The sequence below is a fragment of the Streptomyces flaveus genome (assembly GCF_014647675.1).
Lineage (GTDB): Bacteria > Actinomycetota > Actinomycetes > Streptomycetales > Streptomycetaceae > Streptomyces > Streptomyces flaveus.
This window is the reverse complement of the sequence record NZ_BMPQ01000046.1, coordinates 17,674-30,002: the sequence shown is the minus strand read 5'-3', so window position 1 is coordinate 30,002 and position 12,329 is coordinate 17,674. Positions and strand designations below refer to the sequence as shown.

The following is a 12,329-nucleotide window of genomic DNA, read 5'->3' as shown; positions in this document are numbered from 1 at the left end:
CTCGTTCCTGATTTCATCGGAGTTTCCCTCCCGTTTGAGCGAGCGCCATTGTTTGGCGCGCTGCTGAGAATTCCCGTACTCCCGCCCGTACCGATTTCCGGAGCCATGCCGGAGCCGCGCCGGAATGAGCCGCGGTGTTCCCCCAGCGGGCGTGTACGCGGTTCTTATTAAGGCCGCTTCACGCCTCCTCCACAAGCGGAAGTGGTGGCGGGAACGCCCCGGTCCGGGAATTTTGCGCACTGTGACAAAAGCCAGGTCGACAGGGTTGGCGCCGATTTGTGCGGAGTGATGAACGCCGTCCGGATCTCGTCTGTCGGCCGGTTCGCCCGGAATGACATGCTCGCGTCCATGGGGAGCCTCTTCGCCGAACTGGCCCGGCGGGCGTCGACCAACGCCCGCCGGGAGGTCGAGACGTACAAGCGTGAGATCCCGGAGTTCGGGTTCCTGGACAAGGACTCCCGGGCCCGGGCCGAGACGCTGGAACACGCGATGTGGTTCCGGCGCCGTACGGTCGAACTGTCGCCGGACAACAGCGAGTTGAGCGGCGACGACCTCGGCTACATCGCGTCGATGGGGGAGCTGCGGGCCGGGGCCGGAATGTCGCTCGACGCGCGGCAGCGGGTGCTGCGCGTGCACACCGCGCTCATGCTGCGCGAGATCAACGAGGCGACCGAGGCACAGCGCGGCGGCGGAGTCGACGAACTCATGCGCATGATGGCCTGGTTCGCCCCGCAGGGCGAGCGCGGCATCGGCGCCTACCGCCAGGGATTCGTCCGTGTACTGCGCCGCCGAATGCCGTATGCCGAGCAGGTCGCCCTGCTGGCCCGGTCATTGCTGAGCGGAGATTCGATATCGACGGAAATCGCCGCGGCCGTCGACATGGAACTGCCCGATGACTTCGCGGTAACGGTGTTCCGGCTGCCGGACCTGCCCGCCGTCGATCGTTTCCTGGAAAACGAGATCGAGACGCTGGTGAAGAGCCACCAGGTGCCGGTCATGTGGGGTCCGGACAACGGAGACGGTAGCGGTGAGCTGATAGCCCTGGTCCCCCTGATTTCCGGTGCCGCGGAAGCGGAAAACGTATCGCCGCACACCGTTCCCGACCTCTTGCCCGATCGCACCCCCGACCACTTGCCGGATCTCGTACGGGACTTCGCCCGCGCCCTCGGCCGGCCCTGTGCCGTCGGTACGGCCACCGCCCCGCTGTCCGGGCTGGCCGACGCCCTGGACAGGGCCCGGCGGATCAGCCGAGCGGCCCCGCTGCGCCGAGCGGACGCCCGGCTCCGGCCGCACACCCTGGCCGACGTGTTCGTCGAACTCGCCGTAGTGGACGTGCCGTTCGTCGACGCATGGCTGCGCGACGTGGCCCGACGACTGGACTCCGGCCCGGACCTGCTCGTCACCCTCGACGCGTACTACCGCCACGACATGCACCGCGGCGCCACCGCGACCGCCCTCAACGTCCACACCCGCACCCTCGACTACCGCCTCCGCCGGGTACGGGAACTCACCGGCATCGACCCCGGCTCGACGCGGGGCGTGCGCACGCTCAGCGCGGTGGTCACCCGGCGCCTGTCGGGAGCGTGGCGCTGAACGCATCGGGCGCGCCGGACCGGGGTGGCCGCCGTGCCGTCCGTGCCGCCGATACGGCAGGCTGGGGTGGTGAGCAACTCCAGTGATTTCCTCTTCAAGTCCGGCCACCTGCATCACCGGAGTGCGACGAACCGGTCACCGACCTCGCGCCGCTGCGTCAGCGGGGCGTTGTTCCGCTCGATGATGATCCGCAAAATGTTCATCGAGGTAGCGCGTCTCGGCGTCGTTGTGCAGGCGATCCTGCAAGATGACTGGCAGAACGGCTCGCCTTCCAGACGATGGACCATCAGATCGCGGGCTACACAGGCGTGTTGAGCCGGATCATCCGGCAGGTCGGCGTAAAGCCGGCCAAGGCCACTGGGGTCGGAGAAAGTGCTCTGCGCGGCATAAAAGGCGGCGGCGTCCCGTGCGAGGCGAGCGGATGGCATGGCTGGACCCCAGAAGGCATCGGCCACACATTCGATTCCTGGGCCGGTGCACCTCACCGTGTCAAAATCTCCCCGGAATTGTCCAGATGCCTTGTGCTGACGATTGAGGCCGGGGCACGCCGCCCACAACAGGCGACTCAACTCGCATTTCCGCACTACGCGATAGGTGACTTCACTCCGGCAACCCGGGCCTGGGGAGTACGCCCACAAGATTCCCGCCACCATCGAGTGAAGTGCAGAGAAGCGTTTTTAAGGCCCACGCGAAACCTTCGGATGCCCTGGCCTTCGGCGCCGATATCGCCCACACCGGTGAGTGCCCCGCTGAGTCACCGGGGCGCTGGTCGGCTGCCGCTGGGCCGCAGGGCCTTCAAATGCGGGCGAGGGTTCAGTTCTCCTGGAGCACGGCCAGGACGTTGCCCGCCGGGTCCGTGAACCAGGCGATCGCAGTTGGGCCTTCGGGGCCCCGGACGATGCCTTTGGCGTCGGACTCGAACTCCGGGTAGCGCTCCATGCTCACGCCGCGCTGTGCCAGCCCGTCGACGGCCGCCTCGATGTCGTCCACGGGGAAGTTCAGGATCGTGAAGCTCGCGGGTGTGTGGTTGTCCTTTGGGTAGACAAAGACGCTTGCGCCGCTGCCCAGCTTGATCGTGAGCATCCTCATGTCGCCTTGCCCGCTCTCCTCCACCTGGAGGCCGAGGGTCTCGCCGTAAAACTGGCGGGCCTTGCCGAGGTCGTCGACCGAGAAGCCGCTGAACGCCTTCGACTGTCCGAACATGCCGTTGTCTCCTTCACGTGTTCCGTCCCGGATTTCCGAGGCCACCCTCAGCGGACCACCACCCGGACACCTGCCTCGCGGGCTCGCGTCCGGATGGTCGCCGCGCGTCACCCTCAGGGAGCGATCGGCAGCCGACGTTCGTGATCGGTGATGCGAGTTGTCGCTGGCCGAGGCGGTACGTCGGCATGGGGTGTCCTCGGCGACGGTGGGCAACGGGCGGGACCGGTTCGTCGACGCCGGCAAGGCCGGGATGGACCGCTCGCTGCCCGGCCCCGATGGTGGGCAGTCGTGGACCGAGCGGCGGCTGCGCCACGAGTGCGAGCAGCTCAAGATCGCTCTCGCGGAGGCGACGGTGCAGTTGCGGATCTGGCAGAAGGGCTCGGAGTTCGTCGACGCTGTCCATTCGCCGACATCGAGGTCCTGAGAGCGGCACATGGCGTGTCGGTCTCGAGGTTCGGAGCACTCGCAGGAATCCCCGAACGAACCTGCTGGCAGCGACTAGCCCGCCACAGGAAATCCCTCGTCAGGCCCGCGTCACGGCGAACGCCGCAGCATGCCCCGGTGCCGGGTGCCCTGGTCGGTGGGCAGGGCCAGGATCTTTTCCGCCGCGGCGATGAATTGTCTGCGCGCATCAGCGAAGGCACTGTCCGCCTGGGCGTTCTGCACGAGGCGGTCGTCCAGATCCAGCCGCATGCGCCAAACGCCCGCCTGCCGGGCCGCCGCCGCATGGACGGCGTCGGCCAGTTCGCCCATGGGAGCGGGGCCGGTGATGGCGACGTTCGTCGCCGCCCGGCGCAGCGCGCCCAGTGCAGCGTCGGTCGACTGCCACAGCTCCCAGTGGGCGTCCTCGCTGCGCCATTCGAGAGCCATGCGGGCCTCGATGGCGGCGTTGATGCTGTGCCGGAACGCCTCACACTGGTCGAGCACGGTCGCGAAGGCGGCGCGTCGCTCGTCGCGCAGGCGGTGCCGGACCTGGAAGGCCTCCTGGTCCCGGGCCTGCCGACGTGAGGCCCTGGCCTGGAGAAGCGGTCCGGTCAGCCCGGCAGCCAAGGTCCCTCCGATGCCCAGGGCGGTCGCCCAGATGATCGCGTCGGCTTGGTCCATGCCGCCCATCATGCCGCCGCCGCACCCGTCAATGGCCGAACTCGACCGATTGCTATCGGACTTGGACCGCCACTGCCTCGGCGACGCACGCCATCCCGCGGGAACTGGCGAGCCGACCGTCACGGGAAGAACCTGGTGACCCCCCTGTGGACGTCAACACAACGGAGCGCCACGGCACCGGGTGTGGCGCTTGACACAAGCAAGACCGGGTGTGGCTCCCCGTACAAGGAAGGCGGCCGAGTGTGACCGTCACGAACATCCTGCTGTCATCGCACGGCTCCAAGCGCGGTCCAACACCTCTGCAGCGGAGAGGGGCCTCCTGAACGGCAACGGACGGTGGTGAATGAGACCAGGACTGAGACCACACACCGTGCCAGTCGTCGCTGGTCAGGCGTCCGGTCCCTTGGCCATCATCTCGACGAGGATGCGATCGGTTGATGCTCAGCCCCACGGCTCCGCTGGAACTGTTGCCTCTTCATGCCGCTCCGCTCGACAACGAGCGCACCGTGACATTGAGTGATGCCTTTGACCACATCACGTATGCGCCCACAGCTCGTCTCGTGTCCGCCATTCAGAGGTCCCAACGACACGCTGCGGGGGTCGAAGTGATGGTGGTCGCGCACGGTGGCGGCCACCTTCCCGACATCGCCTCGATCGGCGGTCCGCTCCACGAAGCCGTGCTGATCACCGACCTTCACGGCAGCGCGGAAATGCTTCGGCAAGAGGAAGCGACCCCGGCCCGAGCCTTGCACGCGATGTCCAGAGCGCGAATCGTCCACGTGGCATCACATGGCCTTCCACATTCGAATCGTTGGGCCACCGGGCTTGCGCTGCGCGGCAGTTCACTGGGAGAGGCCACACTGACGGCAAGCAGGATCCTCGCCGAGGGCGACTTCTCCACCGTCGACCTGGTCGTCCTGAACGCTTGCCGAACAGGCGTGCACGAAGGCACTGGACGAACTGTGCAGACCCTGCGCAGCCTCGAGTCCGCGTTCCTGGCTCGTGGAGCAAGAGCGGTAATCTCCACACTGTGGGAGATCACAGATCTGCAAGGTGTCGTCTTCTCCGCAGTGCTCCACGCCCACCTCGGCTCCGGCATGGCCCCCAACGCCGCCTACGCCGACACGATCCGATATCTGCGTGCGCATCAGTGGCGAGTGCCCTCTCAGCAAGGGCCGGTGATCTCCGCCGAATCGGCCATCAGCTCGGTGCTTCCGGACTGGCGCGGCTACCTGGATCAACAGGTCGCCGGGAACCCGCTGTTCTGGGGCACTTTCAAGATCACCGGTGCTGTGTGAACGACCTTCCTAGCTCAGGTCACGTCGGCGCTCAGCCAGGCACCTTTCCCACAACTCGTACGCGCGGTGCGCCTCGCGAAGTGACTCAGCGGTGAACCGCTTGTCGACGAAACCGGTCGCGGCCACTCGTTCCACCATGGTCACTAGGTGCGAGGCCACGCGAGCGATCCGATCCGTGTGCACGAGTCTCAACTGGGGCCTCAGCTGCTCCTCGCGGCCGGCAACCGCGAAGAGGTCCGTATAGTCGTCGGGTTCGGCGTAGGCGGACGGGAGCCTGGGGAGGGCGTCGGCGGTGAGGGGGACGACGGCGGCGGGCGTGAACGCGTCCCGGTCCTCCCTGCCCAGTACGCGGTTCAGCAGCCGACGGGTTTCATCGGTGCTTCGCACCCGTGCAGCGACGGTCGCCAACTCTTTCAGCTCGGCGGGGACGTCCGCCACGGACTCCGCGGAGGGATGCGTACGTAGGCGGTCCGCGATCTCCCCTCCATCCTCCGAGGCCTTGTCGATCACGTCGTCACAAGCGTCGAGTTCGGCGAACGCTCGCTCAGCCGTCCGCACCGAGGCCCGAACCATCTCGGCCGGGTCACCCTCGAAGCCGCCCACCGCATGCACGAGCTCCGACACCGACATGCCCAGTGCCGCGGGCAGAGTCTCCGCCCGCGGCTTCCCCGCCGCCGTCGTTCCGCTTCTCACCGTTCCCCCTCATGACCATTCCCCGTCGGAACAGATCATGAGCGCAGCATGCTTCGGAGGGCAATCCGGGCTTCGACCGCTGGCCGGAAAACGCTCCTAAAGCTGTGATACCGGCGCGTACCGACCGCGGAATGCCCGAATGTCATGAGAGGAAGTGGACTTGGCGCTGTCCGGATAGCTGTCCGGATAAAAGTGCGGCCTCCACAGCTGTGCCCGAGGTCGGCTTGCCGGGACATCCGGCTGCTCCCAGAGGGCGCCTGGGATCATGCCACGACGTAAGTTCCTGCCACTGACTTGAGCGACTGGGGAGAAGGATGACCGAGGAGTACCCGGAGTTCCTGCTGCGCCTGCCACGCGGCGGACCCATGGCGCGCGGGCGGTTGCTCACGGAGAAGGGAACCAACGGCAGCCAGAAAATGGTGGTCCTGGCCGGTTCGCCGGCCCGCTCCGACGTCGTACCCTCCTTCCCCGTGCGGATGCCGTCCTCCCACCGACTGCGGGAACAACTGTGGGAAGAAGGCACGATCAAGGAGACGACGACCTGGCCCGGGTGGTTGGAGGTCGTCCGTGACGTCGAGTGCAACTCACCGTCGGCCGCGGCGGAGATCCTCCTCGGCCGCAGTGCCAACGGCTGGCTGGAGTGGAAGACCGCCGACGGTCGGCCGCTCGCCGACTTCCTGGAACAGGCTTCGGCCGGCCCCAGCCGCGCATGGCTGGTCCGCGACCCCGACATCACCAGCCTCAGCCCGGGCGACCAGATGTGGCGCTCCAGGGACCGCGTGACGCTCGCCGCGGACCGGCTGAGGCCGGGGGTGAGCCCGGGCATCAGCAAGGAGCGGTTGCGCGTCATCGTGGAAGAGGACTACGAGTCGGCGGTCACCTACAGCCAGAAGGCACGGTTCGTGGACGAATTCCACGCCTTCCTCTCCCGGATGAGACTGGGAGACACTGTCTGCGTGTTCTCCGGTGGTGAGTTGTACGTCGGTGAGATCACGGGGAACGCCGAGCAGATCGCCTCGGAGCACGGGCGGAGCGTTCTGCGACGCCCGGTGGAGTGGGCGAGCGAGGGTTACCCGTATGACGAGCTCGCAGAGGAGCTCCAGCAGAAGCTGAACACCGGACACGACCTGGTCGATCTGACGGCGGTCAAGGGCATCCTCGACGGGCTGTGGTCCTCCGACGCGGAGTTGGAGAAGGTGGCTGAGGAGTCCACCGACACATCCGGCATCGCGATTCAGGCCATCGTCGCGCGCCGTGAACTGGAGTTCCCTCAGCCCGACGAAGCGCTGCGCAAGAAGCTCAACGTCCATCACCTTGAATGGCTGAGCGAGGTACGTGACCTGCTCTGGGACGAACGCCAGCTGATCTTCTACGGGCCGCCCGGAACGGGAAAGACCTACCTCGCGCAGGAGCTCGCCGAATTCCTGGGCGGCGGCCCCGAGCAGGTCAAGCTGGTCCAGTTCCATCCCAGTTACGCGTACGAGGACTTCTTCGAGGGGTTCCGGCCTCGGGAGGACCCGGACACACACGAGGTCGCGTTCCGGCTGACCCCCGGCCCGCTGCGGGAACTGGCCGACCTCGCCGGTCGGGAGGGCAATCGGCACATCCCTTACTTTCTGATCATCGACGAGATCAACCGCGCCAATCTGGCCAAGGTCTTCGGCGAGTTGTACTTCCTGCTGGAGTACCGCAAGAAGTCGGTTCGGTTGACCTATTCGGGCGAGGGCTTCGCCCTGCCCCGGAACCTGTTCATCATCGGCACGATGAACACCGCCGATCGTTCCATCGCACTGGTGGACGCGGCTATGCGACGGCGGTTCGCCTTCGTGGAACTTTCCCCGGGAACCGAGCCGACCAGCGGACTGCTGAGGCGCTGGCTGGAGGGCGAGGAGAAGGACACCGAGCCGGCCGATCTGCTGGACGCCCTCAACGCCCGCATCGACGAAGCCGACTTCCGGATCGGACCCTCGTACCTGATGAAGCCCGGCGTCTACCGGGAAGGCGGACTGGAACGCACCTGGCGGACGAAGATCCTGCCTCTGCTGGAAGAACACCACTACGGGGAAGGCGTGGACATCGAGAAGCGGTACGGGCTGGCGGCGCTGCGGGCCTCCGTGGCCGCGCGCAGAGCACCGGAAATGGATGACACTGGGGAAGGCCCTGGCAGGCCGTGACCGAGGTTCACCTTGTTGAACACGCCCCGGCGAAAGCTGTGCCCCTCCCGGACGCGGCAGGGCGAGCTCTGGCAGCGTCGAAGATCGTGGACGCCGTTCCCGATCCGTACGAGCCGGGGCTGTGGCGGCTACGGGCGGGAAGCAAAGTGGGGGCCGTGGCACTCGACGTCCCGGGAGGCGAGACCACCAGACTACGGATCACCCCCAAGGTGCCCATCGAGCGCCTGTTCTTCCTTCTCGGCTACAGCCTCTACCCACATGGCTGGCGGGAGAGAGCGGTTGATGTCGCCGGACACGACGAACTGCTGCCCGCTTTCGCCCACGCAGTGGAGCGGCAGACGGACCGAGCGCTACGGCAGGGTCTTCTGCAGGGCTATCGGCCCGCCGAAGCCACGGCGTTCGTCGTACGAGGCCGGATCCGCGAAGCCGAGCAGATCCGACGCCGATTCGGATCCCCGATGCCTGTTGAGGTCGCGTACGACGAGTTCACCACGGACATCGCCGAGAACCGCATACTGCGGGCGGCGGTGGAGCGACTGCTGCGCCTGCCTGATGTTCCCCGAGTCGTACGCACGCGCCTCATGCACCAGCGGGGCAGGCTCGCGAACGTCACGCCACTGGTGAGAGGGCAGGCGGTTCCCAGCTGGCAGCCGAACCGCCTCAACGCTCGATATCACAACGCCCTCCAACTGGCAGGCCTCGTACTGGACGGGGCGTCGGTTGAGCATCTGCCGGGCGGTCTGCGGATGAATGGCTTCCTCTTCGACATGAACAGGGTTTTCGAGGATTTCGTCTGCGTCGCCCTCCGTGAGGCCCTGACCCCGTACGGCGGGCACGGCACGCTTCAGGACGGGAACGTCTACCTGGATGAGGGCGGCGCCATCCGAATGCGACCGGACCTCGTCTGGTACGGAGAATCCGGAGTTCCGCTGGCCGTGGCCGACGCGAAATACAAGGCGGGCAGACCGCAAGGGTATCCCGATGCCGATCTCTACCAGATGCTGGCGTATTGCACCTCCCTCGGGCTGAACAACGGGCACCTTGTGTACGCGAAGGGCAATGCACCACACGCCGGCCACGTGATGCGCCGTTCCGGGATCGTGCTGCACCAGCACGCTCTTGATCTCGGCCAGGCCCCGGCGGTACTTCTCAGAGCGGTGAGTGCTTTGGCCGAGCGCATGGTGCGACTGTGACCGCAATGATCCAGGAGGTGTCAGGTACGCAACCGTGTGCCGAGTCCAGGTGGTACAGCTCCGTCGGAGGATCCGTCTTCTTACTCGGTCGACAGAACAGGACCTCACTGTGGCGCTTGTCTGATGGAATGTCAGTCCAGGTGAGCGGGACGGCTCCTTCGCCCCGTGCAGTGAGGACCGCTGTCGCCTCGCGTGATGCGATCAGACGGCCATGACTTTGGAGCGGTACGAGCTCCTCGACTGTGTCGCGTGGCTGTTCTTGCGCTCGGGGACAACGTCTCCGAGGACAGGGACGGTGAGTGGCTACGGCGACTCGGTGAACGGCATCGATGAAGACGCCATGGGAGCGGCTCTCGGAGTCGATCCCATGGCGTTGGGCGTCTGGTTCAGTCCGTTCCATCGAGGGAGGTGCGTCCACCCGTCTGCGGCGGACGAGCCCGACGGGGCAGCAGGCTGGCGTCAGGCTTGTTGCCTCGCCGACCGGCCCTCAAAGCCGTAGCAAGCGCATCGCCAGGACGGTGCCGTCCTCGTGCACCGAGACGGGACCGCCCCACTTCGGGTCCCAGGTCCGGTCGGACCACGATCCGCGGAGGGAATGGACGGCGCTGCGGTACTGCTCGACCTTTCCCGGGGTCCGCCGCCCGTCGTCGTTCCTCGGCGAGAGCAGTTGGAAGAGATCGGCCGCGACGCCGGAGAATGCCTCGACACGCTTGTTGTTGAGCCGGAACACGTGATCTGTGCCGACGAAGGGGATGCCGAGCAGCTCGTACTCCGCGTCCTGGACACTGCCGGCGGCCGCGTGCGCGAAGCCGGTCGTGAAGCGCTGGCTTCCTTGGCGCGTGGTCAGGTACTGGGCGGTGGTGTCGCCGTCACCGGCGAAGGCCGTCACTCCGGCTGTCGCGGTCCGCGCCAGGACGTGCTGGAACCACGCCTCGTACTGCGGTCCGACGTAGAAGCCAGGTTCGGGAGAGGGGACTTCGTCTCCTTCGGCGGGAGGCAGGATCCCCGGCATGATGTTCTCGTTCTCGGCGACGCCGTCCAGGTTCCGCAGGGGGTGCTTCGAGGTGCCGTGCAGTACGCCGCCGGTTCCGCGGGCGTGGAGGGCATGGACCGTGACAGGCCCTTCCATCGGCAACTCCGTGCCGAAGACGAAGCACGGCGTCTCGTTCCACGTTCCGACGTGCATGGCCTCCACATGAGCCGAGGCCGAGGCGAGCTGGTCGTAGGACCGCTTGGCTCCGCTGTGGTTACCCTTGCTCGCTATCAGGAAGACCCGGGACGGCTCGCCCGGCTTCCAGACCTCGGCGAAGAAATCGGGGCGGTACTGGAAGCCTGACGGTCCTTTGGGCCACCCGGCACGTATGACGCTGTCGGCGCCGACGATCGACACGACATGGTCCGGGTACCGTCGGCCGAGGGTGTGCTTGGCCACGGCCAGGGCGAATCCCTGGCCCAGCTCCCGGGACTGGAGGCGTTTTGAGCTGCCCCGAGTTTCGTAGAGTCCGGTGATCTTGTTTCAGGCGGACTGCGGGGTGTGCTCCTGGCTCTGCCAGAAGTCGCGTTCGTACTCGGCGGGTGGCACGTAGTCGAGCGCGGAGTGAAGACGTTCTTCGTTGTACCACGTGACCCACTGGAAGATCGCCCGCTCGACCTGGGCAGGGTCCTTCCAAGGGCCCTGCATCTCGATCAGCTCGGCCTTGAAAGTGCCGTTCAGCGCCTCGGCCATGGCGTTGTCATACGAGTCCGCGACGGAACCGACCGACGCGGAGGCGCCGATGTCGGCCAACCGGCCGGTGTAGCGAATCGACACATATTGCGAACCCCTGTCGCTGTGGTGAATGAGGCCGGAGTCCTTCTTGATTCTCCGGCGCCACAGCGCCGTCTCCAGGGCTTCCAGGGGCAGTTCGGTCCGCATGTGGTCGGCGACCTGCCAGCCGACGATCATCCGTGAGTACACGTCCAGTACGAACGCCACATATGCCCAGCCCGACCACGTGCGGACATAGGTCATGTCAGCCACCCACAGCTGATCGGGCCGCGCCGCGGTGAAGTTGCGGTCCACCAGGTCCGGCGGACGGGGCGCCGAAGGCTCCGGGATCGTGGTGCGGCGCCGTCGGCCACGGATCACGCCCTCCAGGCCGAGCTCGGCCATGAGCCGCTCGACGGTGCAGCGGGCCACCTCGACACCCTTGCGCCGCAGAGCGCGCGTGATCCGACGGGCGCCGTAGGTCCCGCCCGATTCCACGTGGATCTCCTCGATCACCGGCATGAGCTGTTCGTCGCGGAGCCGGCGGGCCGACTTCGGCCGCTTCTTGCGGGCGAAATACGTCGACGGCGACAGGTCCAGCACCCGACAGACGGGATCGACCCCGAGACCGTTGTCACGCAGGTGGTCGATCACCTGCTCGGCCTCGTCCGGGGACGGTCGATCTCCTGGGCAAAAAACACCGAGGCGGCTTTGAGGATCTCGTTCGCCCGCCTCAACTCGGCGTTCTCCTTGCGGAGTTGCTTCAGCTCGTCGCGCTCGGCGGTAGTGAGCCGGTCGTCACGCTCGCCATGGTCGGCCTCGGCCTGGCGGACCCAGCCGCGCAGGGCCTCCTTGTGGATGCCGAGGTCCTTCGCGACGTACGCGATCGGGCGGCCGGTGGTGCGGACCTCGCGGACCGCCCGCTCACGGAGTTCATCGGGGTACTTACGGGGTGCTGGCATGGTGCTGGTGGATCTCCTTCGCCAGGACCGTAACCCTGGCATCAGGGACTCCACAAATCTCAGTACAGCTCAGGTCCGGGCTCCCCTTGTCGGCGCGATAGTGGCTGTAGATGGCGGTCTGCGGCTGTACGGCGCGGTTGGTCGACTGGGATGTTGTGCTTACAGGGCGCGCACCTCATCTGGCTGCCTATGGTCGTGCAGCCCATCGCGTACTCGGTAGTCGCGGTTTCGAGCCGCCGTCGCCGGCAAGAGCATCAACTCCTGTGGCGCCTCTTTGGAGGGACGGTGCGACTGTCAGCCGAGTTGCTCGTCATCGTCGGCTCCGTGGCTGGTGAAGGCAATCAGTACGGAGCTTTAATTCG

The 12,329-nt window shown here is 66.7% G+C and carries 11 protein-coding genes; 5 read left to right on the top strand and 6 right to left on the bottom strand.

All coding sequences use genetic code 11. The features are described 5' to 3' along the window. Nucleotides 1-348: 348 nt before the first annotated feature. Complete coding sequence (locus IEZ21_RS43360; RefSeq protein WP_189327308.1) at nt 349-1,593, top strand: PucR family transcriptional regulator; 1,245 nt, start codon at nt 349-351, stop codon at nt 1,591-1,593. A 113-nt stretch (nt 1,594-1,706) separates the two neighbouring features. On the opposite strand, the gene IEZ21_RS43355 is transcribed toward IEZ21_RS43360, so the two are convergent. Both IEZ21_RS43355 and IEZ21_RS43350 read right to left on the bottom strand, forming a co-directional pair. Continuing rightward, nucleotides 1,707-2,048 carry a hypothetical protein gene (locus tag IEZ21_RS43355; RefSeq protein ID WP_189327307.1) on the bottom strand — a complete coding sequence of 114 codons (342 nt, stop codon included), beginning with the start codon at nt 2,046-2,048 and terminating at the stop codon, nt 1,707-1,709. Nucleotides 2,049-2,406: 358 nt separating this feature from the next. Then, nucleotides 2,407-2,796: a VOC family protein gene (locus IEZ21_RS43350; RefSeq protein WP_189327306.1), complete on the bottom strand. Its 390-nt coding sequence runs from the start codon at nt 2,794-2,796 to the stop codon at nt 2,407-2,409. A gap of 157 nt (nt 2,797-2,953) precedes the next feature. On the opposite strand from IEZ21_RS43350, the gene IEZ21_RS43345 reads away from it, so the two are divergent. Next, the gene (locus IEZ21_RS43345) at nt 2,954-3,220 is read left to right on the top strand and encodes a hypothetical protein (protein ID WP_189327305.1); all 267 of its coding nucleotides are present in this window, start codon (nt 2,954-2,956) and stop codon (nt 3,218-3,220) included. A 110-nt stretch (nt 3,221-3,330) separates the two neighbouring features. On the opposite strand, the gene IEZ21_RS43340 is transcribed toward IEZ21_RS43345, so the two are convergent. Then, complete coding sequence (locus tag IEZ21_RS43340) at nt 3,331-3,900, bottom strand: hypothetical protein (RefSeq protein ID WP_189327304.1); 570 nt, start codon at nt 3,898-3,900, stop codon at nt 3,331-3,333. 383 nt (nt 3,901-4,283) lie between these two features. Between IEZ21_RS43340 and IEZ21_RS43335 the strand changes: the two genes are divergently transcribed. Then, a complete protein-coding gene (locus IEZ21_RS43335) occupies nt 4,284-5,198 on the top strand; it encodes a CHAT domain-containing protein (protein WP_281399743.1) in 915 nt (304 codons plus the stop codon). A gap of 9 nt (nt 5,199-5,207) precedes the next feature. Here the strand turns inward: IEZ21_RS43335 and IEZ21_RS43330 are convergent, their stop codons facing one another. Continuing rightward, nucleotides 5,208-5,891, bottom strand: coding sequence for a hypothetical protein (locus tag IEZ21_RS43330; protein WP_189327302.1), 684 nt, complete (start codon nt 5,889-5,891; stop codon nt 5,208-5,210). Between the two features lie 314 nt (nt 5,892-6,205). Here IEZ21_RS43330 and IEZ21_RS43325 point away from each other — a divergent pair, with 314 nt between their 5' ends. Further along, on the top strand, nt 6,206-8,065 hold the full coding sequence (locus IEZ21_RS43325) for a DUF4357 domain-containing protein (protein WP_189327301.1): 1,860 nt from the start codon (nt 6,206-6,208) through the stop codon (nt 8,063-8,065). Continuing rightward, on the top strand, nt 8,062-9,258 hold the full coding sequence (locus IEZ21_RS43320; protein ID WP_189327300.1) for an McrC family protein: 1,197 nt from the start codon (nt 8,062-8,064) through the stop codon (nt 9,256-9,258). The genes IEZ21_RS43325 and IEZ21_RS43320 overlap by 4 nt, the downstream gene beginning before the upstream one ends. A gap of 487 nt (nt 9,259-9,745) precedes the next feature. Here IEZ21_RS43320 and IEZ21_RS43315 read toward each other — a convergent pair whose 3' ends face one another. Both IEZ21_RS43315 and IEZ21_RS43310 read right to left on the bottom strand, forming a co-directional pair. Next, nucleotides 9,746-10,690 carry a hypothetical protein gene (locus IEZ21_RS43315; protein WP_189327299.1) on the bottom strand — a complete coding sequence of 315 codons (945 nt, stop codon included), beginning with the start codon at nt 10,688-10,690 and terminating at the stop codon, nt 9,746-9,748. Nucleotides 10,691-10,774: 84 nt separating this feature from the next. Beyond that, a protein-coding gene (locus IEZ21_RS43310; protein WP_189327298.1) for an IS3 family transposase occupies nt 10,775-11,967 on the bottom strand; the annotation gives its coding sequence in 2 pieces (ribosomal slippage) (nt 10,775-11,703 and nt 11,703-11,967; 1,194 coding nt in all). Nucleotides 11,968-12,329: the final 362 nt, after the last annotated feature.